At 68.6% G+C, this 23,725-nt stretch carries 22 protein-coding genes; 8 read left to right on the forward strand and 14 right to left on the reverse strand.

From position 1 onward, the window contains the following. Positions 1-93: 93 nt before the first annotated feature. Both HWD93_RS05965 and HWD93_RS05970 read right to left on the reverse strand, forming a co-directional pair. A complete protein-coding gene (locus HWD93_RS05965) occupies positions 94-558 on the reverse strand; it encodes a phage tail protein (protein WP_261646336.1) in 465 nt (154 codons plus the stop codon). A 279-nt stretch (positions 559-837) separates the two neighbouring features. Beyond that, a complete protein-coding gene (locus HWD93_RS05970; protein WP_261646337.1) occupies positions 838-1,056 on the reverse strand; it encodes a DUF2510 domain-containing protein in 219 nt (72 codons plus the stop codon). Between the two features lie 132 nt (positions 1,057-1,188). Here HWD93_RS05970 and HWD93_RS05975 point away from each other — a divergent pair, with 132 nt between their 5' ends. The 5 genes from HWD93_RS05975 to HWD93_RS05995 all read left to right on the forward strand — a co-directional run bounded on the left by HWD93_RS05975 (position 1,189) and on the right by HWD93_RS05995 (position 7,464). After that, on the forward strand, positions 1,189-2,088 hold the full coding sequence (locus HWD93_RS05975) for a GIY-YIG nuclease family protein (protein ID WP_261646338.1): 900 nt from the start codon (positions 1,189-1,191) through the stop codon (positions 2,086-2,088). 398 nt (positions 2,089-2,486) lie between these two features. Continuing rightward, the gene (locus HWD93_RS05980) at positions 2,487-4,970 is read left to right on the forward strand and encodes an ATP-binding protein (RefSeq protein WP_261646339.1); all 2,484 of its coding nucleotides are present in this window, start codon (positions 2,487-2,489) and stop codon (positions 4,968-4,970) included. Between the two features lie 47 nt (positions 4,971-5,017). Next, complete coding sequence (locus tag HWD93_RS05985) at positions 5,018-6,133, forward strand: DNA cytosine methyltransferase (protein WP_261646340.1); 1,116 nt, start codon at positions 5,018-5,020, stop codon at positions 6,131-6,133. 692 nt (positions 6,134-6,825) lie between these two features. After that, positions 6,826-7,134 carry a hypothetical protein gene (locus HWD93_RS05990; protein WP_261646341.1) on the forward strand — a complete coding sequence of 103 codons (309 nt, stop codon included), beginning with the start codon at positions 6,826-6,828 and terminating at the stop codon, positions 7,132-7,134. Positions 7,135-7,137: 3 nt separating this feature from the next. Continuing rightward, positions 7,138-7,464, forward strand: a complete 327-nt coding sequence (locus HWD93_RS05995) for a tyrosine-type recombinase/integrase (protein WP_261646342.1) — start codon at positions 7,138-7,140, stop codon at positions 7,462-7,464. Between the two features lie 22 nt (positions 7,465-7,486). Here HWD93_RS05995 and ychF read toward each other — a convergent pair whose 3' ends face one another. Continuing rightward, positions 7,487-8,560 (reverse strand): redox-regulated ATPase YchF, encoded by a 1,074-nt coding sequence (ychF, locus tag HWD93_RS06000; protein WP_070416738.1) that lies wholly within the window; start codon positions 8,558-8,560, stop codon positions 7,487-7,489. A 208-nt stretch (positions 8,561-8,768) separates the two neighbouring features. Between ychF and HWD93_RS06005 the strand changes: the two genes are divergently transcribed. Together HWD93_RS06005 and HWD93_RS06010 are read left to right on the forward strand one after the other, a co-directional pair. Next, on the forward strand, positions 8,769-9,404 hold the full coding sequence (locus HWD93_RS06005; protein WP_083295392.1) for an exonuclease domain-containing protein: 636 nt from the start codon (positions 8,769-8,771) through the stop codon (positions 9,402-9,404). Between the two features lie 74 nt (positions 9,405-9,478). After that, positions 9,479-10,237, forward strand: a complete 759-nt coding sequence (locus tag HWD93_RS06010; RefSeq protein WP_261646343.1) for a GntR family transcriptional regulator — start codon at positions 9,479-9,481, stop codon at positions 10,235-10,237. Positions 10,238-10,246: 9 nt separating this feature from the next. Here the strand turns inward: HWD93_RS06010 and HWD93_RS06015 are convergent, their stop codons facing one another. The 11 genes from HWD93_RS06015 to iolC form a co-directional block, all read right to left on the reverse strand. Continuing rightward, complete coding sequence (locus tag HWD93_RS06015) at positions 10,247-10,654, reverse strand: tautomerase family protein (RefSeq protein WP_070416741.1); 408 nt, start codon at positions 10,652-10,654, stop codon at positions 10,247-10,249. 122 nt (positions 10,655-10,776) lie between these two features. Next, the gene (locus HWD93_RS06020; protein WP_261646344.1) at positions 10,777-11,994 is read right to left on the reverse strand and encodes a Gfo/Idh/MocA family protein; all 1,218 of its coding nucleotides are present in this window, start codon (positions 11,992-11,994) and stop codon (positions 10,777-10,779) included. Next, on the reverse strand, positions 11,991-13,103 hold the full coding sequence (locus tag HWD93_RS06025; RefSeq protein WP_261646345.1) for a transaldolase family protein: 1,113 nt from the start codon (positions 13,101-13,103) through the stop codon (positions 11,991-11,993). Before HWD93_RS06025 ends, HWD93_RS06020 begins: the two co-directional genes overlap by 4 nt. Continuing rightward, positions 13,100-13,969, reverse strand: a complete 870-nt coding sequence (locus tag HWD93_RS06030; protein ID WP_261646346.1) for a sugar phosphate isomerase/epimerase family protein — start codon at positions 13,967-13,969, stop codon at positions 13,100-13,102. Before HWD93_RS06030 ends, HWD93_RS06025 begins: the two co-directional genes overlap by 4 nt. Positions 13,970-13,972: 3 nt before the next feature. Continuing rightward, complete coding sequence (locus HWD93_RS06035; protein WP_261646347.1) at positions 13,973-15,004, reverse strand: Gfo/Idh/MocA family protein; 1,032 nt, start codon at positions 15,002-15,004, stop codon at positions 13,973-13,975. A 20-nt stretch (positions 15,005-15,024) separates the two neighbouring features. Continuing rightward, positions 15,025-15,951, reverse strand: a complete 927-nt coding sequence (locus HWD93_RS06040; protein ID WP_070416746.1) for a sugar phosphate isomerase/epimerase — start codon at positions 15,949-15,951, stop codon at positions 15,025-15,027. Positions 15,952-15,989: 38 nt separating this feature from the next. After that, positions 15,990-17,870 (reverse strand): 3D-(3,5/4)-trihydroxycyclohexane-1,2-dione acylhydrolase (decyclizing), encoded by a 1,881-nt coding sequence (gene iolD, locus HWD93_RS06045; RefSeq protein WP_261646354.1) that lies wholly within the window; start codon positions 17,868-17,870, stop codon positions 15,990-15,992. A 17-nt stretch (positions 17,871-17,887) separates the two neighbouring features. Next, on the reverse strand, positions 17,888-18,790 hold the full coding sequence (gene iolB / locus HWD93_RS06050) for a 5-deoxy-glucuronate isomerase (protein ID WP_261646348.1): 903 nt from the start codon (positions 18,788-18,790) through the stop codon (positions 17,888-17,890). A 6-nt stretch (positions 18,791-18,796) separates the two neighbouring features. Next, positions 18,797-20,308 (reverse strand): CoA-acylating methylmalonate-semialdehyde dehydrogenase, encoded by a 1,512-nt coding sequence (locus tag HWD93_RS06055; RefSeq protein WP_070416748.1) that lies wholly within the window; start codon positions 20,306-20,308, stop codon positions 18,797-18,799. Beyond that, positions 20,305-21,294 (reverse strand): class I fructose-bisphosphate aldolase, encoded by a 990-nt coding sequence (locus HWD93_RS06060; RefSeq protein ID WP_261646349.1) that lies wholly within the window; start codon positions 21,292-21,294, stop codon positions 20,305-20,307. Before HWD93_RS06060 ends, HWD93_RS06055 begins: the two co-directional genes overlap by 4 nt. Continuing rightward, positions 21,287-22,240, reverse strand: coding sequence for a 5-dehydro-2-deoxygluconokinase (iolC, locus tag HWD93_RS06065; RefSeq protein WP_374115143.1), 954 nt, complete (start codon positions 22,238-22,240; stop codon positions 21,287-21,289). Before iolC ends, HWD93_RS06060 begins: the two co-directional genes overlap by 8 nt. Positions 22,241-22,413: 173 nt before the next feature. Here iolC and rmuC point away from each other — a divergent pair, with 173 nt between their 5' ends. Further along, positions 22,414-23,676: a DNA recombination protein RmuC gene (rmuC, locus tag HWD93_RS06070; protein ID WP_261646351.1), complete on the forward strand. Its 1,263-nt coding sequence runs from the start codon at positions 22,414-22,416 to the stop codon at positions 23,674-23,676. The last annotated feature ends 49 nt before the right edge of the window (positions 23,677-23,725 follow it).

Here is a 23,725-nt window from a genome sequence, read left to right on the forward strand (position 1 = left end):
CTCGACGGTAGGTGGGCGTGATGCGCATGGGCCGAGCAAGCGCGTTCTGTGGCCAAACCGGACGACGATCGGCTCAGCGCGGACGACTCGAGGTCAGTACTCGCCCTTGACGACGAAGTACGAACCGCGGATCGTCCCCGCCAGCTTCGACTTCTGCCGCGCGAACTTGAACTTGTCCGCCAGCTCCTCCGGCACCTCCATGCCGTCCGAGAGCTTGAACCCGACCGCTCGCTTGCCGCCCGGCTCCAGCGTGTAGAGGACGTTGACCGCGAGTCCGGACTCGTAGAAGACGTGGGTCCAGCGGATGCCGTCGACGAAGGCCTCGGTGGCTTCGAGTGGCTTCGAGGCGATGACCAGCCCCCGCTCCTCCTGGAGGACCTTCGTGACGTAGTCGACCAGGTCGGGTACGTCCTCGGCGGGGTGGGTGGTGAAGACGTGGTCGTACTTGTTCTTGAAGTAGCGGGCCTCGTTCGCCCGCAGTCCGGCGAGCGCGTCCGCGACCGGCGACGGCTCCAGGCCGACGGTGGACACGTGCTCGAAGTCGACGACGTACGACATGGGGCCTCCTCGGCGATGGACTCAGCGCCAACCTAGCGCGGCGACACGAACAGACGCCGTGCGGTCGCCTGCGGCGCACTCGTCCGCGGTACTCAGACGAGCTTCTCGAAGACCATCGTCGCCTGGATCCGGCCACCGCCGCCGAAGCCAGTGCTCCCTGAGGACGACGTGGTGATCGTGTGCATCCGGTAGCCGAGCGCCGCTTGTGCGTTGATCGCGCGCTCGAGCTCCGTGAGGTTGCCGGTGCCGGTGCCGGTGCCGGTGCCGGTGCCGGTGATTTTACTTGAGTACCACCTGCAGGACGACGTAGCTCATACCGGCTGGAGCAGGGCGCGGCTGCCCACCGGCGGAGGCCCCGGCCTGGATGCGGTCGATCACCCCGCCGAGCCCCGGTGACGGCGCTGCCGCGGGCTGCACCTGCTCCGTCCACGAGGCGCCGCCCCACCACCGCGTCGTCCCGGAACCGGCGTCGTAGCAACCCGCCTGCGCGTTCGTCATGGCCCCATCCTGGCCGAGCGCGACCGACTCCAGCGACCCAGCGCCGAGCCCCGCAAGCGGCGCGTCGACCCCGCGCATCGCGACCGTGCTCTAGTCTCTCTGAGCAAACATCAACAATGTGGGGGAAGAACCATGGCAGCGCAGAACGCGATCGATCCAGGAGTGCAGCAGCAGGTGGCGAACGAACTCGGACTCTACGTCTACATGCTCGTCGATCCTGAGACTGGCGTGCCCTTCTACGTCGGGAAGGGACAGAGCGAACGGTTCGCCTCCCACGGGAGGGAAGCGCTACTCACGGCCAGCACCGAGGCTCCGAGCAGCAAGATCGCCATGATCAACGCGATCAGGGAACGCGGCGCTGAACCGGAGATCTGGATCGTCCGCTACGGCATGCGGTCCGAGGTCGAGTACACGTCCGTCGAGGCAGCATGCATCGACCTGCTCCGCTCGATGCCGGTCCTCGCGCAAGCCGCTGGGACCGTGCGCCTTCCGGGACGGCAAGCCGCCCAGCTCACGAACGCACGACGGGAGTCGGCCAAGGGACACGGCATCATGCGTTTCCAGGACCTTCTCGACGAGATGTCCGCGCCGCCGCTCGAGACGGAGACGCCACTGCTCATCGTCACGCTCGGGGCGTGGAAGAACAGTCGTGAGCGAGCACTCGACGGCTCCGAGGTCGACGGTTACGGATACAAGGCAGATTGGCTCCCGCGGTCGGAGCGCGAGAACAACGCCCAGGAGATCGGCCACTCGGCGTCGAAGTGGTTCAAATTCTCCGAAGCCACGGTCGAGCGTCACGGGATCGAATACGCCGTCGCGGCACATCGCGGCGTGACCCGCGCCCTCCTTCGGATCGTCCCGGGCTCGTGGCAGCACCAAGGGTCGGGTTCTGACCGCCGGAGCGGGTTCCGTTTCGAGGTCGTGCGCGACGGAGCGCTGTTCGAGGAGACGGTCGGCGCGTACGGCCACCGTCTGCCGGAGAAGAAGCGGGGCGAGCAGTCGACGTTCCGCTATTGGCCGTACGCCCGCTGAGAACCGACCGAGGCGAACCGCCTGGGCGACGGATCAGTTGTTGAAGCGGAACGTCTCGCACGAGTGGGTTCGTGTCGAGTCAGCACGGGATGCCCGATTTCATGCGGCAGCAGAGCCCAACAAGGCCAGGGGAGTGAAGCCCGCGCCGATGTCTGCGACGGACTGACGGCGGACTAGCTAGCCCTTCGCCAGAACAGCCGAACTGTCAGCTTGGGTGACCAAGACGCCGTGGAGCTGGAGCGTGAGCTGGGGGCGTACCTTGCCGTGGGATCCGTGAACACGCCGTCGGTTCCGCAAGCGGGTGGAGGCTCGTGCCCCTTGAACGGGTGCCAGGTAAGACATCGCACGATGCGGCGGGGCGCTGGTGCTCCTGGCCCTATCCCGATACGTTCTCACTTATGACTGATCCCACCCAGGTCGCTGCCCCCGAGACGATCGGCGTACCGATCGACACCGTCTGGGTCGAGATCGACTACGCCATTCTGCAGCATTTCTCGAAGCATCTGTACAGCTCACCGAACAAAGCAGTGGAGGAACTTGTAACGAATGGATACGACGCACTCGCGACGAACGTTGCTGTATACACACCCGGCCTGACTGCGAGAAACGCGCTCCTGGTCTGGGATAACGGTTCATCGATGGATACCGAGGACCTAAAGCGTCTATGGTGGATTGCTCGTAGCCCGAAACTGGAAGTAGCCGAAGACCGAACGGCCGTCTCAGCCGATGGAAAGATCAGACGCCGAATGGTCGGCAAGTTCGGAATTGGAAAACTCGCGAGTTACGCAGTAGGCGATCGCCTCGCGCATCTCTGTCGCCGTGGAGACGACTTCCTTTTGGTGCGGGTGAATTACAAGGACGCGCCGACACTAGAAGCCACGCGAGACGAAGGAGACAGGCAAAGGGGATTCGACGCCCCCATGCTTCGACTGACGGAGGACGAGGCACGTGAATTTGCTCTGGAGTTGTTCACCACCAGGCCAGATGGCTTCAGCGCGCTCTTCGACTCCCCACATTGGACACTTGCCATTGTGGATGAGATTAAGGATGACGCCGCTTTGCCCCCGGGACGCCTGCGGTGGATACTTGGGAACGGGATGCCGATTCGGCCGGACTTCAAAGTCCAGGTTGACGACGTCGACGTTGTTCCATCCGCACTTACAGGCTCCTTTGCCGCCTGGTCCTTTGATGAGAAGGTTCTGCAGGAGTCCATCACCACACAGTGGCAAAATGCCAAAGCCCGCTATGAGGTCGATGGATCGCCGACCTTCGGCTCAGACCAAGGACCCGACGCGACTTCAATGCCATGGGTCGATCTACCGGGATTGGGAAAAGTATTCGGCGAAGTACTCCTCTTCGACACCAGCCTGAGAGAAGGGCGCGCTGCCGAGCACGGGCGTAGCGAGGGCTTCTTCGTCTACGTGCGCGAGCGCCTCCTCAACCCCGACGACCCCAAATTGTTGCTGAATGATCCGTCTTTTGGGGCTTTCAATCGGCTCCACGCTGTCCTTCGCGCCGACGGCCTTGACGCGGACCTCCTTGCTGACCGCGAGCGCCTAGGAGAGTCTGACGCCGCGGTCGCCTTGAAGACGCTGCAGCAGGCGGTGTACCTGGCCGCCCGTCAAACTATCGAGAAGCGCGACGCCGACGATGCTCAGGACACCGCACTAGCAACCTTCCTTCCGACGGATTCACGAGACTTCTTCCGCCAACCGCTAGCAGCTCTTGCCAGCAGTCGCTCTGGCCCTAGTGGCCACCGACTGAACGTCGCTCGCGCCCGGGTAGTACAGGAACCTGGCGAGGAGAGCGCCCCCCTCATGTCTCTCCGTCAGGAGACGGACGAATTGGTGCTGAATCAGGGGCACCCGCTCATTACTGCCGCACGGCGGCGATTTGGTGGAGGCCCCAAAGCGCTTGAAGCAATGCGCCTCGTGGAACTCCTGGCCGTTTCAGACACGCTTCTCGCGGGATTCTTGCTGGACCTAGGCCTTTCTGACGACCTTGTACAACGCATCAGCGATTGGCGAGAGGGTCAAGTCCGCTCCCTAGCGGTCAGCTACGAAAAGCGGCCCGAGGAAGTGGTCGAGGAACTTCAAGCCGCGAGCTACAAAGGTGGCGCGCGCTTCGAGCTAGCCTTGAGCCAACTGTTCCGACTTATGGGGTTCGTCGCCGACCGCAATGGAGCGCCAGGGGAAGAGGACGTCCTTGTGGTCGCGCCAGTAGGAAGACAGGAAGCGCGTTTCACCGCAGAAGGTAAAGGCAAACGTGCAGGAAAAGGCGCGAAGGACAAGATGGCCAATGACGAGGCCGAGATTAGCGGAGCCTCCGCGCACGCCCGGTCCGTCGAGGCTTCATTCGCGATAGTTGTAGCTCGCGACTTTCAGGGATTTGCCTCAAAGGAAGGCAATAGCACTGCGGCCATCATCAACGAATGCGAGTGCCAGAATCCGCCGGTATCTATTGTTACCATTGAAGCACTCATCGCACTGTACGAAGCCGTCAAGACGAATCATTACCCTTTGACGACGATGATTCCGGTCCTTGCGGCAATCGAGTCGCCTGCAGCGAAGCTAGACAGAATTGCAGCCCTCGCTCGGCCTCTGGAGAATTTCGATGTCCCGGCGCTGCTAGGAAGAATTTGGGAACTACAACAAGGCGACCAGAACGGTATGGCAATCCCCATCCTGCAGCTGAAAGCGTCCCGTCCGGACTGGAAGGCAATGGACCCGGACGCATTCGATCGGGCGCTCTACGGTCTCGAAAACTTGACGGGCGGTCTACTAGTGATCGTCGCCGAACACGCCGCGGTGGAGCTACTCCAGAGCCCGGAGGTCGTTCTAGCAGCACTCCCAGCGGCAGGATCGGTTGCGAGTACCAGTTGACCGAGCCGGTACGAGGTGACGTCGTTGGTCTCCGTTAAGGTTGCACCGTGCCCACAGCTATAGACCTCTTCGCCGGGGCTGGAGGGGCGACCCAGGGACTCCGCGATGCCGGGTTCGATGTCGTTGGCGCTGTCGAGATCGACGCAGACGCGGCGGCGACTTGGCAGCTGAATCACCCCGGCACGATGCTGGTTCAGGACGTACGCACGCTCAGCGGTGCCGATCTGCTGGCTGCCGTCGGGCTCGGGCCGGGAGAACTGGATCTCTTGAAGGCCTGCCCTCCCTGCCAAGGCTTCTCCTCACTCCGCGGCGGCAGAGCGGTCGATGAGACGCGGAACGACCTCGTGCTGGACACGCTGCGACTTGTGGAGGAACTCGCGCCAAAGGCGGTGCTCCTGGAGAACGTTCCTGGCCTCCGGAGGGACGCGCGGTTCTCGTCGCTCCTGGCAGGGATGAGAGAACTCGGCTATCTGGTCCAGGACTACGTGGTTGAAGCGTCGCTACTGGGCGTCCCGCAGCGCCGACGTCGCCTGGTGGTCATCGCGGTGCGCGGTGCAACAACGCTCCCGGAAGACCTCGACACCCTGGTCCCTTCGGGTGCCCGTCGCCACTCAATGACGGCCGGTGAGGCGCTCACGCGACTTGCTGCCGTCCAGAGAGCGGATGACCCGATCCACATCTGGCGCCGAGCTAGCGACACGGTCGGCCGTCGGATCGCAGCGGTACCTGTGAACGGCAATCGCTTCGATCTCCCGCCCGACCTGCAACTCGCTTGTCACACCAAGATGATCGGCTCTACGGGACGCCCAGTGCGGAGCGCGACCGGGAGCTATGGGCGGGTTCGGGCAGCGGAGCCCGCGCCGACGATGACGACTCGTTGCACCACTCCGGCATGTGGCTCGTTCATCCACCCGACCGAGAACCGCGGCCTGAGCCTGCGGGAAGCGGCCGCGCTCCAGACCTTCCCCGCCGACTACGCCTGGTTTGGGTCGTACGGATCGGTGGAGAAGCAAATTGGCAACGCGGTACCCGTATGGATGGCAGAAGCACTTGGCCGTGCTGCGCTTCGGCTGCTGGACTCTCACGTTGAGGCGCGTGGCGGTGCAGTCGGAGTGGTTCAAGTTGAGCTGACCGAGTTTCCCAGACTCGCGCGCACCGCGTGATGCAGCACGAACCGATCGGCTGAAGGACGGCCGGGGAGGGGTCCTCCCGGGGGTATGGATTGCCGTACCCCCGGGAGGGCGGCCCGATCACGTAGCTGCGAGGGCCTACCTGATCATGCAGGGCGGAGCCGTGGCCGGCTGTGCGCGTCGTCTTGGAGGGGTGCGGACCCGGCCGGGGGCAGGTTCGAGCAGATCCTGCGCCAGAGTGAGGAGGCTTCCCGTGGCTAGTGTCCAGCGGCGGCCCGACGGCCGCTGTCGCGCGCGCTGGCACGACGAGACCGGGCGGGAGCGCGCAAAGCACTGCGACCGCACGGGAGAGGCCACGCGGTTCCTCGCGGACCTCGAAGCTGCTCGGCGGAACGGCACGTACGTCGACCCCAGCATCGCAAAGACGACCCTCGCGGCCTTCTACGCTGACTGGGCGCCTTGCCAGGTCTGGGCCGCCACGACTGTCACAGCGATGGATGTCGCGGTTCGCGGCTGCACGTTCAAAGATGTGGAGTTCGGCAGGGCGGCGCTCACACGTCGAGGCGTGGGTCAAGACGATGAACCTCACTCTCGCTCCCAGCACGATCCGTACTCGGGTGAACAATGTCCGAGCGGCTCTCCGTGCCGCTGTACGGGACAAGCTCCTCCCGAGCGACCCATCGGACGGGGTGACACTTCCGCGGGCTCGGAAGGCCGACCATGCAATGCGCATCCCGACTCCAGAGACAGTGGAGTCCATACTCAGCGCGGCGGACGACTGGTTCCGGCCGTTCATCGCCTTCTGCGCCTCTGCCGGGCTCCTGCTGGGCGAAGCCGCGGCGGTGCAATTCTTGGACATCGACTTCTTGCGACCGCAACTGCACGTCCAGCGGCAGGAACAGCGCACCAATGGCGGCGAGGTTCGGATTACGCCGCCGAAGTACGGATCGGAGCGCATCGTGCACCTCCCTGACGAGCTGATGACGATGCTGACGCAGCACGCATCCCTCTTCGGCACCAACGGGGATGAATAGTGGATGTTCCTCGGAGACAACGGGAACCCACCGCACCAGAACACGATTCACAACTGGTGGACCAAGACCCTGCGTGGGGCGGCCGCTGAACCGACGCGCCTCCACGACCTGCGGCACTTCTACGCGTCCGGACTCATCGCGGCAGGCTGTGACGTGGCGACTGTTCAGCGAGCCCTCGGACACGCAAAGGCCACCACCACGCTGCAGACGTACATCCATCTCTGGCCAACGGCCGAGGACCGGACCCGAGCGGCCGCAGCAGGCATCATGCGCACCGTTTCTGCTGCTCCCACGGACTCAGCCCGGACTGGGAACGCCAAAACCGCCTAGATCCCAGCACTCATGTGGGGCGTCAGTTGTTGAAGCGGAACTCCACCACGTCGCCGTCCTGCATGACGTAGTCCTTGCCCTCGATCCGGGCCTTGCCGTGCGCACGGGCCTCGGCGATGGAGCCGGCAGCCATGAGGTCCTCGAACGAGATGACCTCGGCCTTGATGAAGCCCTTCTCGAAGTCGGTGTGGATCACGCCGGCAGCCTGGGGTGCCTTCCACCCCTTGCCGATCGTCCACGCGCGGGCTTCCTTCGGACCGGCCGTCAGGTAGGTCTGCAGCCCGAGGGTGTCGAAGCCGATGCGGGCCAGCTGGTCGAGGCCGGACTCGGTCTGCCCGGTCGACTCGAGGAGCTCCGCGGCGTCGGCCGGGTCGAGCTCGATCAGCTCGGACTCGACCTGCGCGTCGAGGAACACGGCCTGGGCGGGCGCGACGAGCGCGGCCAGTTCGGCCTTGCGGGACTCGTCGGTGAGGATCGCCTCGTCGACGTTGAAGACGAAGATGAACGGCTTGGCCGACAGAAGCCCGAGCTCGGCGATCGGTGCGAGGTCGATCGAGGTGGCGGACAGGAGCGTGCCCTGCTCGAGCGCCGCCTTGGCCTCACGAGCGGTCTCGAGCACGATCGGCTCGGCCTGCTTCAGCTTCACGGTCTTCTCGTACCGCGGCAGCGCCTTCTCGATGGTCTCGAGGTCGGCGAGGATCAGCTCGGTGTTGATGACCTCGAGGTCGTCCTTCGGCGACACCTTGTTCGCGACGTGCACGACGTCGTCGTCGGTGAAGCCGCGGACGACCTGGGCGATGGCGTCGGCCTCGCGGATGTTGGCGAGGAACTTGTTGCCGAGCCCCTCGCCCTCGCTCGCGCCCTTGACGATGCCGGCGATGTCGACGAACGACACGGGTGCCGGCACGGTCTTCTCGGAGTTGAAGAGCGTCGCGAGCTGGTCCAGCCGCGGGTCGGGGAGGTTCACCACGCCGACGTTCGGCTCGATCGTCGCGAACGGGTAGTTCGCGGCGAGGACCTGGTTCTTGGTCAGGGCGTTGAACAGGGTCGACTTGCCGACGTTCGGGAGACCGACGATTCCGATGGTGAGTGCCACGGGAGGACAGCCTACCGGCGGCCGCCCACCGGGGCCGACCCGCGCCTCCAGTCCGACAGTCCGACAGGCCGACAGGCCGACAGGCCGACAGTCCGACGCGGACGGCCGACCGTCGACTGCCGCCCACCCGACGGCCGGGACGGCCGGCCCGGCCGCAACGCCGAGGGGCTCTGCGGCGATGTCGGCGCCGCGTGCGACGATCGGGACCGTGCCGTTGAACTTCACCGCGATCGACTTCGAGACCGCGAACAGCTCGCCCGCCAGCGCCTGCTCGGTCGGACTCGTCAAGGTCCGCGCGGGCAGGGTCGTCGAGCGGGCGTCGTGGTTCATCCGGCCGCCGCTCGGGCACGACGCCTTCCTCGAGTGGAACACCCGCATCCACGGCATCGTCGCGTCGGACGTCGTCGGGGCGAAGTCGTGGGAGCAGCAGTACCCGGACATCGTGGCGTTCGCCGACGGGGACGTGCTCGTGGCGCACAACGCCCGCTTCGACATGGGCGTGATCGCCGGTGGGTGCTCGGCGACGGGGATCGACCTCGCGGAACACCACTCGCTGTGCTCGCTGCAGGTCGCCCGCAAGACCTACACGCTCGACTCCTACCGCCTGCCGATGGCGGCACGGGCCGCCGGGTACGAGGGCTTCCAGCACCACGACGCGGCCGCCGACGCCGAGGCGTGTGCGGCGATCGTCGTGCACGCGGCCGGGCACCACGGGACGGACACGGTCGAGGCGCTCGGCGCGGCCGTCCGGGTCGCCATCGCTCCAGTGCGGGCCCGAGCGGAGAAGCCGCGGACGGCTGCGCAGCCCCGGCTGTCGAACCGCCCGATGATCTTCGCCGACTGACGACGGCCACGCTGGCCGGTCCGCCGCGGGCCCGGTGGTATTGTCACGACAATCCCTACTGCTGAAGGACCGCGATGACCAACGAAGGCCAGCTGCCGTCCGACCTGTTCATGGACCTGGACCGGTCGGGTCCGATGCCCCTGTACTTCCAGGTCGCCTCGCGCATCGAGGAGTCGATCCGCTCCGGCGCGATGCCCCCGGGTGCCCGCCTCGAGAACGAGATCGCCCTCGGTGAGCGACTCGGGCTGTCCCGGCCGACGATCCGCCGGGCGATCCAGGACCTCGTCGACAAGGGCCTGCTCGTGCGCCGGCGCGGGATCGGCACCCAGGTCGTGCACGGCCCGGTGACCCGCAAGGTCGAGCTGACCAGCCTCTACGACGACCTCGCACAGGGGTCGCAGGCCCCGGCGACGAAGCTCCTCGAACGCAACGACGTGCCCGCCCCGGACGCCGTCGCCGAGGCGCTCGGCATCGAACCGGGCACCACGGTCGCCCACATCCGTCGCGTGCGCTTCGCCGAGGACGTCCCGATGGCGATCCTCGAGAACTACCTGCCGCCGGAGTTCCTCGAGATCACCGACGACGACCTGCAGACCCACGGCCTGTACCAGCTCCTGCGCGGCCGCGGCGTGACCATGCGGGTCGCGAAGCAGCGCATCGGCGCCCGTGCGGTCACCGACGAGGAGGCCGGCCTGCTCGAGATCGAGGACGGTGACCCGGTGCTCACGATGAGCCGCACCGCGTACGACGCCTCGGGCCGCGCGGTCGAGTACGGCGTGCACTGCTACCGCCCGGACCGCTACTCGTTCGAGGTCACGCTCGTCGACAAGTAGGCGGCCCGCTCAGGCGAACGAGGGGACCCCGAGTTCGCCCGTCACGTACTGCGCCCGGCCGAAGCCGAAGGACCAGTCCTCCGGCCCGTTCTCGACGTACCCGATGAAGACGTCCTCGGACGCGACACCCACCCCCGCGAGGCCGTCGTGGATCGCGCGGTACAGCTCCTGCTTCGCGGCCTGGTCGCGCCCGCGCTGCGTGAAGACCTGGATCATCACGACGCCGTCGGTGCGCTCGAACCCGAGTCCGGCGTCCTCGGCGATGATCTGCTGCGCCGGGTGCTCGGTGACGATCTGGAACCGGTCGCGTGCGGGGATGCCGTACACGTCGACGATGGCGGTGTGGATCGCGTCGGCGACGGCGCGCACGGCCTCGGGCGTGCGGCCGGTGGCGAGGTCGATACGGACGAGCGGCATGGTGCCTCCTGCAGGTCGATACTTTGTCCTGACAAACTAACATGGATTGCGACCGTGGGACAGAGCAGACGGGAGGCGCGGTGCCAGCTGGCACCGCGCCTCCCGTCCGTCGGGTCGTGCGTCTAGAGCACGGGGGTCGCCGCCGCGTAGGTGAGCGGTCCGTCGACGCGCGCCACCTCGTGCCACGCCCCGTCGGCGAGCGACGCCTCCGCCGCTTCCACGATCGACGCAGCCGCCAGGCCGTCGGCGACCGACGGCGCGAGCTGCTCCCCGCGCCGGACGCTCGCGATGAACTGCGCGGCCTCGACGGTCTTCAGGTCGTCGTACCCCATGGCGGTGCCGGCGCCCGGCTGGAAGCGGGCGAACTCGCCGTCCCCCGCGGCCACGTAGTGGGTGGCGTACCCGTCGACCTCTTGCCCGTCGAGGTAGACCTCGAGCTCGTTGAAGCGCTGGAAGTCCCACCGCACCGAGCCCTTCGTGCCGTACACCTCGAGCGTGTACTCGGCGTGCGGCCCTCGCATGACGCGGCTGGAGTCCATCGTGCCGACGGCGCCGTCCTCGAAGCGGAAGAGCAGGGCCGCGTAGTCCTCGTTCTCGACCGGCTTCCGCTCCCCCGTCGCGGCGGCGCTGCGGTCGACGATGCCAGCGCCGGGGAGCGGTCGGTCGACGATGAAGGTCTCCGCGAGCGCCGTCACGGACGAGATCCGGCCGACGACGTACTGCGCCAGGTCGAGCCCGTGCGAGAGCAGGTCGCCGAGGACGCCCGAGCCGGCACGCTCCCGCTCGAAGCGCCAGGTCAGCGGCGCCGCGGGGTCGGACGAGTAGTCGGCGAGGAGCGACCCGCGGACGTTCGTGATCCGGCCGAGGCGCCCGCTGCGGACGAGTTCGCGCGCCCGTTCGATCGCCGGGGCGTGCCGGTAGTTGAAGCCGACGCTCGTGATGACACCGGCGCGCTGCACGGCCTCGTGGATCTGTCGGGAGTCGCTGGCGTACCGGCCCATCGGCTTCTCGATCCAGAACGGCTTGCCCGCTTCGGCAGCGGCGACCGCCATCTCGCGGTGCAGGAAGTTCGGCGAGCAGATCGAGACGACGTCGACCTCGGGATCGGCGAGGACCTCGTGGTAGTCGGCGACGGCCCGCTCGTAGCCCAGGCGGGTCACCGCTTGGTCGCGTGCCTCCTCGATCGGGTCGGCGGCGACGACGAGCCGGGGGTGCACGCCGAGCTCCGGGAAGTGGTCGGGCAGGGCGCGGTAGGCACGGGAGTGCAACCGGCCCATCCAGCCGACCGAGATGAGGCCGACACCGATGGTGGCAACGTTGGCGGACGCGGCTGCGCTCATGCTGCCGGCACGATGATGTCGCGGACCAGGGCGTCGAGCTTCGCGTCGGCGTCGAGGAACTGGCGCAGCGTGGTCACCGTGGCGCCGAAGCGGTCGAACTCGTCGATCGTCATGCCGTCGACGTCGTAGCCCCGGGCGAACTCCGGCGTGGCCGCACGCAGCGCGTCGATGACGTGCGCGGGGACCTCGTCGTGGATGGCGTCCGGACGGAACGGGAACGCGTTGTCGTTGATGTCCTTCGACCACTGGAACGGCGGCGACACGACGAGGTCACCGCCCTGGAACTCCGACCACTGCATCGCGTTCCGGAAGGCGGCGACGAGCACGCGCGACCGGAAGCCGCGTTCCTGGAAGACCCGGTACGCGTGCTTCACCGCAGCGACACCGGCCCACTCGAGGATGCCGGGGTCGACCATCACGTGGTCGCGCTTGACGACGGTCTTCAGCCAGTCGTCGAAGCGGCCGGCCATCAGCGTGACGACGTGGCCGAACTCCTGCTCGGGCAGACCCTCGGCGGCACGGCGGTCGAGGGCGCGCTCGATGGCCTCGCCCACGGCGACGACCTGCGGCACGGTGAACGACACGGTGGCGTTGATCGAGACACCGCGGTACGCGGCCTCCTCGATGGCGGCGATGCCGACCTTGGTGGCGGGGATCTTCACGATGATGTTCGGCGCGAGCTGCGAGAACCGCACGGCCTGTTCGACGAGGGCGTCCCGGTCGCGGTGGAGACGCGGGTCGGTCTGCATGCTCAGCCGGCCGTTGCGGCCACCCGACGCCTCGAAGGCGGGCAGCAGCTGCGCGGCCGCGGCGATCGAGAGTTCCTCGACGGCCTTCCAGCCGATCCAGGACTCCCCCGCGGTCGGGTGCTCGGCGGCGATCTCGCGGATGCGCGGGACCCACGTGTCGGGGTCCTGCTGGATGCAGGTGTACGCGATCACCGGGTTGCAGGTCGCCCCGACGGCGCCGTACTCGTGGATCGCGGTGGACAGCTCGCGCGGATCCGCGGAGTCGTTCCACAGGGCGGTCACGGTCTGCGACGCGGCCTGCAGCGTGACGGGTCGGGCGTCGGTGCCGGTGGGCGTCGGGGTCTCGACGGTGGTCGTCATCGGTTCAGTCCCTTCGTGATCGTGTCGAGCTGGAAGCGGGAGACCTCGTCGGCGTTCTCGTCCTCGGCGAAGACGCTCGACACCGCGACGGTGTCCTCGCGCGCCGTGAAGCCGACTCGGTCGAGGGCGGCCCAAAAGGCGTCGAAGTCGACGTCCGCCTGCCCGACGGGGAGGTGCTGGTGCACGCGCACGGGGTTGCCCGGCGGGTTCGTGATGTAGCGGAGGCCGTGCGACCGTCGGTGGTCGTAGGCGTCGGCGACGTGGATGAGTTGCAGCGAGTCGCCCGCGGCGTCGATGATCTCGTCCATGTTGCCGCCGTAGTGGAAGGTGTGGCAGGCGACGTAGACGAACCCGATGTGCTTCGAGTTGAGGCCGCGGATGACCCGGAGGGCCTCGAGGCCGTCCTCGACGAAGTCGTCCGGGTGCGGGTCGATGAGCACGCGGAGTCCGGCGTCCTCGATGATCGGCAGGAGCTCCTCCATCGAGCGGTAGAAGGCGTCCTCGGACTCCTCGGGGAGTTCGGGGCGGCCGGAGAACTCGGTGTTGATCGTGTCGACGCCGAGGCGCTTCGTGATCTCGATGACCCGCTTCCACTTCGTCACCGCGGCCTCACGGGCTTCACGGTCGGGCCCGGACCACCGGAGGACCGGCAGGACCGACGCGACCTGCACTCCGGCCTTCCGGCACGCGGCAGCGAACGCGTCGACGAGGTCGTCGTCGGCCTTCGGGTGCCGGTAGAAGGGGATGAAGTCCTGGTGCGGGGTGAGCTGCAGGTACTCGTAGCCGAGGTCCGCGACCTTCTGCGGGAACTCCAGCAGCGACAGGTCGTGGTGGAACGGCGTGGGGTCGAGTGCGATCTTCGGCATCGATCAGACCGTCTCGTAGAACGCCGGCTTCGCGGTGGCGTAAGCGACCTGCTCCAGCGCGCCGGACTGCTGCGCGCGCACGGCCACCTCGGCGACGACGGACGCCGTGTAGCCGTCCCAGGCGCTCGGCCCGTCGATGCCGCCGGTCTTGGCGGCATCGACCCAGCGCTGGACCTCTTCGTCGTAGGCGGCGCCGAAGCGCTCCACGAACGACGGGGTGACGCCCTGGCCGGACACGCCCTGCGACACGAGGTTCAGCGAGGTCTCGCGGCCGATGTAGGCGACACCCGACTCGAACACCGCGTCGGTCGTGACCTGGTAGCCGAACTGGGCGTTGACGTTGATCTCGACGATCGCCATCGTGCCCGACTCAGTGGTGAACAGGACGAACTGCGGCTCGGGCAGGTCGGCCGGTGCGAGGGAGTTCTTGCGCGGCTTCTTCACCTCGACGGCGACGATCGGCTCCCCCGTGATGAACGGGATGATGTCGATCTCGTGGATCACCGAGTCGTGGATGAGCATCGACTCGCTGAAGTTCGGCGGGGTCGTCGGGTTGCGGTGCGCGTGGTGCAGCGCGAGCAGGGCACCGTTCGAGCCGGACTCCCGCAGCGCACGGAGCTCCTGGTAGCCCTTGTCGAACCGGCGCATGAAGCCGACCTGGATCTTCGGGCGCTCGGACGTCGCATGCTCGAGCTCGACGATCCGCAGGGAGTCCGCGGCCGACGTCGTGAGCGGCTTCTCGCAGAGGACGGCGAGGCCACGCTCGATGGCGGGCACGAGGACGGGCTCGTGCAGGAAGCCCGGGGTCGCGACGATGACCGCGTCGATCGGGGTGGCCTCGAGTGCGTCCTCGAACGACGACGCGGTGATCGCACCCGGGGCCTTCGCCGCGGCCGCGGTGGCCCGGGCTCTGTCGGGGTCGACGATCGCGACGACGTCGGCGCCGGCGATGGTCGACGTGATGCGACGCACGTGGTCGCTGCCCATCGCGCCCGCTCCGACGACGGCGACGCGGAGGTTCTCGGTGGTGCTCATGCTGGGTTCTCCTGGGGGTGTCAGAGGGCGCGGGCGGCGGCGGTCGAGCCGAAGATGTGCTGGAACGTGCGCTCGGCGATCGGGCCGGGAGCGTCGACGGAGCAGCCGTACATGTCCTGCTCGACGATGCCGAAGATGTCCGGGTTGATCTTCGCGACGGCCTCGATGATGGGCGCGAGCTCCGGGGTGCCGTGCGGCGGCTCGGTCATGATCCCCTGCGCCACCGCGGTGGCGAACGGGACGTCGTTCTTCAGGACGTCCGGGAGCAGGTCGGTGTCGACCTGCTTGAGGTGCAGGTAGCCGACGCGCTCGGGGTGCTCGGCGATGAGCTTCAGGTTGTCGCCGCCGTAGTACGCGAAGTGACCGGTGTCGAGGCAGAGGTTCGTGTACGCCGGGTCCGTCTCGGACAGGAAGCGCACGGTCTCCGTGTAGGTGCCGACGTGGCTGTCCGCGTGCGTGTGGAACTGCTGGTGCACGCCGAACTCCTCGAGCAGCGCCTTGCCGAGCTGGTCGTGGCCCTTGCCGAGGCGCTCCCACTGCTCATCCGTCAGCGTGCGCGACTCGAGCACCTCTTCCGTGGCGTCCGAGCGCCAGAGGTCCGGGATGGTCACGAGGTGCTCGGCGCCGAGCGCGGCGGCGAGACCGGCGACCTTGACGGCCTGGTCCCAGGCGCGCTGGAACTGGTCGTCGCCCTTGTGGAACCCGGTGAAGACGGTGCCGGCTGACAGCTGGAGCCCGCGGGACTCCAGTTCGTCGCGCAGCCGCGAGGGGTCGGTGGGCAGGTACCCGTACGGCCCGAGCTCGATCCACTTGTAGCCGGCCGCGGTCGCCTCGTCGAGGAAGCGCTGCCACGGGACCTGCTTCGGGTCGTCGGGGAACCAGACGCCCCACGAGTCGGGGGCGGTGCCGATCCGGATGGCGTCGGTGGCGGTGGCGGTGTCGGTCATGACGTCGTCGTCTGCTTTCTGCGTGTGGTGGAAGGTGTTCAGCCGAGCAGGGGACGCTGCGCGGCGACCTGCTGCTCGTACGCGGTGCGGGCTTGCTGGGTGCTCGGCAGCGTGGAGGTCTGGGCGACCGGGACGTCCCACCAGCCGTCACCCTCGGGGGCGTAGACGAGCGGGTCCGAGTGGACGTGCACGAGCGTGGTGTGGTCGTTCGCCTTCGCCTGACGCACCGCGGACTTGAGGTCCTCGATCGCGTTCGGCCCGGGCTGCACCTCGATGACGTCGACGCCGTACGAGCGTGCGTTGGCGGCGAGGTCGACGGGGAGCACGTCGTCGCCCTCGAACGAGCCGGTCTCGTCGAGGTAGCGGTACTTCGTGCCGTACCGCTCGGACCCGACCGTCTCGGACAGGTGCCCGATGGACGCGTACCCGTTGTTCTGGATGAGGACGACCACGATCTTGATGCCCTCGGCCACGGCCGTGACGAGCTCGGTGTGCAGCATGAGGTAGCTGCCGTCGCCGACCATGACGATCGCGTCGCGGTCCGGCGCGGCACGGCGGACGCCGATGCCCCCGGCGATCTCGTAGCCCATGCACGAGAACGCGTACTCGACGTGGTACCCGAGCGCGTCCCGCACCCGCCATAGCTTGTGCAGGTCGCCCGGCAGCGATCCGGCAGCCTGGATGACGACGTCGCGCGGATCGGTGGCGGACTGCACGGCGCCGATGATCTCGGACTGACCGGGCACGGCCAGGCCGGACGGTGCGAAGGCCTGGTCGACCACGGCGTCCCACTCCTGCTTCCGCTGCGCGATCTCGGCCGCGTACCCGGCGTCCACCGAGAACGCGGCGAGGTGCTCGGCGAGCGCGACGAGCGCCTCCCGGGCATCCGCGATCAGCGGCAGCTGCGACCCGTGCTTGTAGGCGTCGAACGCGGCGACGTTGACGTTGACGAACGTGACGTCCGGGTCCTGGAAGGCGGTGCGCGACGCCGTCGTGAAGTCGCTGTACCGCGTGCCGATCCCGATGACGACGTCGGCCTGCGCGGCGATCGCGTTCGCCGCGGCGGTGCCGGTCGCGCCGATGCCGCCGAGGTACTGCGGGTGGTCCCAGACGAGCGAGCCGCCGCCGGCCTGCGAGGTGCCGACCGGGATGCCGGTGGCCCCGACGAACGCCGCGAGTTCCTGCTCCGCACCGGAGTACAGGACGCCACCGCCGGCGACGATGACGGGACGCTTCGCCGCCCGGATCGCCGCGACCGCACGCGCCAGCGGCCCGTGCTCGGGCAGCGGCCGGCGGATGTGCCATTCACGCGGCTGCAGGAAGGCGACGGGGACGTCGAGCTGCTCGGCCTGGACGTCCTCGGGCAGGGCGATGGTCACGGCGCCGGTCTCGGCCGGGTCGGTGAGCACCCGCATCGCCGCGAGCGCGATCGAGAACAGCTGCTCCGGACGCTCGACGCGGTCGAAGTACCGGGACAGCGGACGGAACGCGTCGGTCACCTGCAGCGAGGTGTCGTGCGGCAGCTCGATCTGCTGGAGCACCGGGTCGGTCGTGCGCGTGGCGAAGGTGTCCGACGGCAGCAGGAGTGCGGGCAGCCGGTTGGTCGTCGCGAGCGCCGCGGCGGTGAGCATGTTCGCGGCACCCGGGCCGACCGACGCCGTCGCGGCGAAGGTGGCACGGCGGCGGTGCATGCGGGCGAAGCCGACGGCCTCGTGCACCATCGCCTGCTCGTTGCGGGCCTGGTGGTACGGCAGCAGGCCGGGCTGCTCGACGTGGAGCTGCTTGATGGCCTGGCCGACGCCGGCGACGTTGCCGTGCCCGAAGATGCCGAAGATCCCCGGGATGGTGCGTTCGCGGACGTCACCGTCGACGGTCCACTGGTTGGCCAGGAACTCGACGAGTGCCTGGCCGACGGTCATCCTCCGCGTGTTGGTGGTCACGCGAGCTTCCTTTCGTAGGGCAGGCGCGGGTCGATCGACTCGGATTCCCACACCTGGCGGACCCAGCCGTGCGCCGGGTCGTCGGTGATGTTCCAGACGCGTTCCGGGTCGGGCCCGGCCATCACGTTGAGGTAGTACATGTCGTAGCCCGGCGCCGCGACGGCGGGACCGTGCCAGCCGTACGGCACGAGGGCGATGTCGCCGGTCCGCACCTGCCGGAACTCGTCGATCGCGCGGTCGTCGGACGCGTAGGTCCGGTGCAGTGCGAACGGGTCGGCGGTGCTCGGTGCGGAGACCCCGCGCGCGACGGCGGACTCGTAGTAGTAGATCTCCTCGAGGTTCGACTCCTCGCCGGGCACGGACGTGTCGTGCTTGTGCGGCGGGTACGACGACCAGTTGCCGGCCGGCGTGATCACCTCGCACACGATGAACCTGTCCGCGTCGAGCGCCGCCGGGGTGCCGAAGTTGTGCACCTGCCGGCTGGACTGTCCGGCACCGCGGAGCTCGACCGGCACGTCCTGCCGGGCCACGTAGGTGGTCGGTTTGACGGTGTCGGTGGGTGCCTCGGCGACCGCGAGCCGACCGGTGCCGGTGATCCGCGCCTCCGTTCCCGAACCGAGGTACAGGACGTCGGTCGGTCCGTCGAACACGCTCGAACGTCCGTCGAGGGCCTGGTCGCCGTTCCCGGCGGTGCCTTCGTACGTGACGTGGAACGATCCGGCGAGCGGTACGACGATGCGCTCCACGGCGTCGGCCTGGAGGCGCAGCTCGCCCCCGTCGGTCAGCGCGCCGGTCCGCAGACCGGTGTGCGCCCACCCCGCGACACGGGCGTCGATCACGTCCGTCCAGCCCGCCTCGGGGCGGGAGCCGGCGGGGTTGAACCAGTTGTCGATCGTCACGAGCGCTCAGCCGTTCGACGGGAAGCCGAGGTTGATGCCGCCGTGCGACGGGTCGAGCCAGCGGCTCGTGATCGCCTTCTGGCGGGTGAAGAAGCTCACGCCGTCGGCGCCGTACGCCTTGTGGTCGCCGAACAGCGAGTTCTTCCAGCCACCGAACGAGTAGTACGCGACCGGGACGGGGATCGGCACGTTGATGCCGATCATGCCGACCTGCACGTCGCGCTGGAAGCGACGGGCAGCGCCACCGTCGTTGGTGAAGATGGCGGTGCCGTTGCCGTACGCCCCGCTGTTGATGAGCTCGAGGCCCTCCTCGTAGGAGGCGACGCGGACGACGCTGAGCACCGGGCCGAAGATCTCCTCGGTGTAGACGCGGCTCGTGGTGGGGACCCGGTCGATGAGCGTCGGGCCCAGCCAGAAGCCGTTCTCGTCGCCGTCGGGTCGGACGGTGCGGCCGTCCACCACAACCACCGCACCGTCCTGCTCTGCGACCTCGATGTACGAGGCGACCTTGTCACGGTGCTGCTTCGTGACGAGCGGGCCCATGTCGCACCCGCGACGACCGTCGCCGATGCGCAGGGTCGCCGCGCGCTCCGTGATCTTCTCGATGAGCTCGTCGGCCACCGGCTCGACGGCGACGACGACCGAGATCGCCATGCAGCGCTCACCGGCGGAGCCGAAGCCCGCGTTGATGGCGTTGTCCGCGACGAGGTCGAGGTCCGCGTCCGGAAGGACGAGCATGTGGTTCTTCGCACCGCCGAGGGCCTGCACGCGCTTGCCGTGCTTCGTGCCCGTCTCGTAGACGTACTGCGCGATGGGGGTCGACCCGACGAAGGAGATCGACTCGACGTCGGGGCTGGTGAGGAGCCCGTCGACGCTCAGCTTGTCGCCGTTCAGGACGGTGAAGACACCGTCGGGCAGTCCGGCCTCCTTGAACTTCTCGGCGAGCCAGATCGCGGCGCTCGGGTCCTTCTCGCTCGGCTTCAGCACGACGGTGTTGCCCGCGGCGATCGCGATCGGCAGGAACCACAGCGGCACCATGGCGGGGAAGTTGAACGGGCTGATGATGCCGACCACACCGAGCGGCTGACGGATCGAGTACACGTCGATGCCGGTCGACACCTGGTCGCTGAACTCACCCTTGAGCAGGCTCGGGATGTTCGTCGCCAGCTCGACGACCTCTTGCCCGCGGGCGATCTCGCCGAGGGCGTCGTCGATGACCTTGCCGTGCTCGCTCGTGATGATCTCGGCGAGCTCCGCCTTGTCGCGGTTGAGGACCTCGCGGAAGGAGAACAGGATCTGCTGCCGCTTCGACAGCGACAGGTTGCTCCACGCCGGGAACGCCGCCTTCGCACTCGCGATCGCCGCCTGGATCTCCTCCTCGTTCGCGAGGGCGACCTGCTTCGTCGCGACCCCGAGCGCCGGGTCGTACACCGGGGCCGTGTTGCCGGACGTCGACGCGACGCGTGCCCCGTCGATCCAGTGCCCGATGGTCGTGGTGGCGGTCTCGGTGGTGGTCATGCGTTGCTTCCTTCCGGGATGGACGAGTCCATGGTGGTGGCGCCCGCGAGCCGAGCGGCTGGGTCGTGGGATTCTGTGGAGAACCCGGCACGGGCCTCCTGGGTGTGGACGAGCCCGGCGGCCACGTCCACGGCTGCGGCGACGTCGCCGTCCGGCGGGTAGAGCAGCGTGCGGCCGACGACCAGGCCGCGCACCCCGGGGAGTGCCAGCGCGTCGGCCCACTTGGCGTAGGTCTCGAGCGGGCGGGTCGACGGGTCCCCGCCGAGCAGCAGGGTCGGCAGCGTCGTCGCGGCCATCACCCGTTCCATGTCGTCCACGACCGGGATCTTGAGCCAGCTGTACGCGCTCGACTCCCCCAGTCCCGCGGCGATCGCCATCGAGGTGATCACGGCGTCGGCGGTCAGGTCGTTGACCACCCGGCCGTCCTGCCACGCCGACATGAACGGTTCGAGCATGATCGGCAGCCGGAGCGCCGCGGCCTCGCTGACCGCCCGGGCCGTGGCCTCGAGGGTCGGGGCGGTGCCCGAGTCCTCCAGGGCGATGCGCACCAGGAGCTTGGCGAAGTCCAGCCCGGAGTCCTTGATGGCCTGCGCCGAGTACGCCGTGTAGCGGTCGTCCATCTCGAACGTGGCGCCCCGGAGGCCACCGCGGTTCATCGAGCCGACCACGACCTTGTCGTCGAGGGCGCCCAGGAGCGCGAGGTCCTCGAGGACGTCCGGCGTGCCGAGCACCCCGTCCACCCCGGGGCGTCCGAGCGCCGTGACGAGCCGCTCGAGCAGGTCGTACCGGTCGGCCATGGCGGACTCGTCGTTCCGGACGGCCAGGGCTCCGCGCGCCGGGTGGTCGGCGGCCACGATGAAGAGCTTGCCGTCGTCGGCGAGCAGGGAGCGCTTGCGTCGGGCGTCGAGCGCGGCCCGCACGAGCTCGGGCTGCCCGGCGCGGACGTCCCGCAGCCGCGCGAAGTCGGCGGTGCTGATCTCAGGCATTGACGGCCTCCTCCGTGGGGTTGTCCTGCAGGAACTGCTCGATCTCGTCGCTCGTCGGCATCGCGGTGGAGCACTCGAACCGGGTCGCGACGATCGCGCCGGCGGCGTTGCAGAACGCGAGGGTCCGCTCGAGCCCCCAGCCCTGCAGCAGTCCGTGGGTGAGTGCCCCGCCGAAGCCGTCGCCCGATCCGAGGCCGTTGACGACGTCGATTTGGTGCGGGCGGAACTCGACGAACTCGTCCCGGGTCTTGGCGAGGACGCCCTTCGGCCCCTGCTTGACGATGGCGATCTCGACCCCGCGCTCGAGCAGGGCGTCGGCGGCGCGGACGGGGTCGGTCTCGCCGACGGCGACCTCGCACTCCTCGCGGTTGCCCACGGCCACGGTCGCGTGTTCGAGGGCGACGGCGACCTCGCGCGTCGCGGCCTCGGGCGACGACCAGAACATGGACCGGTAGTCGAGGTCGAGCACGGTGTGCCGGGCGGTCGGGGACGCGGCGGCACTGCGCGCTTCGTACGCCACCTGGTGGGCCTGGCGGCTCGGCTCCTCGCTGAGGCCGGTGACCGTCGTCCAGAAGATCTTCGCCCGCTCGATCTCGTGCAGCGGCAGGGACTTCGCCGTGATCATGAGGTCCGGGGCCTTGGGCGCCCGGTAGAAGTACAGCGGGAAGTCGTCCGGCGGGAAGATCTCGCAGAACGCGACGGGGGTGTTCAGCCCCTCGACCGTCTCGACGAAGGCGTTCGCGACACCGAACTCCGGCAGGGTCCTGGCGATGTAGCGGCCGAACGGGTCGTTGCCCGTGCGGGTGATGACCGCCGCGTCGGCTCCGTGCCGGGCTGCCGCGATCGCGACGTTCGTGGCGCTGCCGCCGACGGACTTCGAGAACGTCGAGACGTCTTCGAGCGGCCCCGTCTGCTGCGGGTAGATGTCGACGCTCACACGTCCCATCGTGATCACGTCGTACGCGTGGGGAGCTGGGTTCGTCATGCGACGCGGGGGACCTTCCGTGCGGCTTCATCGGCGGACGATCACGACTGTACACCTTGTTTGCCATAATGTCATGACATGGATTCGGGCGGCCCAGGAGGCGCGGTGTCGGTGGGTCCTGCCAAGGTCGCGACATGCAGATCCTCGCCCTGGTCATCGGTCTCGTGATCGGCGTCGCCGTCGGTGCGGTCGTCGCCTGGTCGCTCGCGCGGTCCCGCGCCGGCGTGGACGCGGCCACGTCCCGCGCCAGCGCCGAGGCGCTCCGGTCGCGCCTCGACGAGGTCCGTCGAGACGCCGAGGAACGGCTCGACGCGCAGGACGCGCAGTACCGGCGGCAGGTCGACTCGCTCGAACGGCGGGCCGCCGAACTCGAGCACCTCGTCCAGCGCATGCACGGCGCCGACGCCGCCCGGACCCAGGGCGAGTCGAAGGTGCTCTCCGCGCTCAGCCCGGTCGCCCAGACGCTCGACGTCATGCGCGCCAAGATCGCCGAGCTCGAACAGTCCCGCAGCGAGCAGTACGGGGCCCTCTCGGCACAGCTGCGCTCCGCTGCCGAGTCCGAGGAACGCCTGCGCGCCACCGCCGACACGCTGGCCAGCGCCCTGTCGTCGAACAGCACGCGCGGCGTCTGGGGCGAGACCCAGCTGCGCAACGTGGTCGAGGCCGCGGGGCTCCTCGAGCGCGTCGACTTCGACGTGCAGTCCTCCGTCACCACGACCGCCGGCACCGCGCGCCCCGACATGGTCGTGCACCTGCCGGGTGGCAAGACCATCGCCGTCGACGCCAAGGTCCCGTTCAGCGCCTACCTGCAGGCCGCCGAGATCCCGGCGACCGCGACCGGCGCCGAAGGAGCCCGGCGCGATGCGCTCATCGGGCAGCACGTCAAGGCACTGCGGGCGCACGTCGACGCCCTCGCCGCGCGGGAGTACTGGACCGGCTACGACGCGTCGCCCGAGCTCACCGTGGCGTTCATCCCGTCGGAGTCGCTCATCTCGAGCGCCCTCGCCGCCGACCCCGGGCTGCTCGACCACGCGTTCCGCAAGCGCATCGCACTCGCGTCGCCGGTGACGCTGTGGTCGGTGCTGAAGACCGTGGCGTTCTCGTGGCAGCAGGACGTCGTCTCACAAGAGGCGCACGAGCTCTTCCGCGTCTCCCGCGAGCTCTACGGCCGCCTGGCCACCATGGCCGGGCACGTCGACAAGCTCGGGCGGTCGATCCGGGGCTCCGTGGTCGACTACAACCGGTTCGTGGGGTCGCTCGAACGACAGGTCCTGCCGAGTGCCCGGCGGCTGTCGCTCCTCGACGAGTCGAAGGTCGTCGCGGACCCGGCGACGATCACCGACGAGCCGCGGCTGCTCACCGCGCCGGAGCTCGTCGGCGCCCTCGACGACGACTGACGCCCGCCCCGGCGCGCTCCGCCGCGCCCCGCTTCGCCCGGCGCCGCCC

Origin of the sequence: Curtobacterium sp. C2H10 (assembly GCF_025407985.1) — a bacterium.
Taxonomy (GTDB): Bacteria; Actinomycetota; Actinomycetes; order Actinomycetales; family Microbacteriaceae; genus Curtobacterium.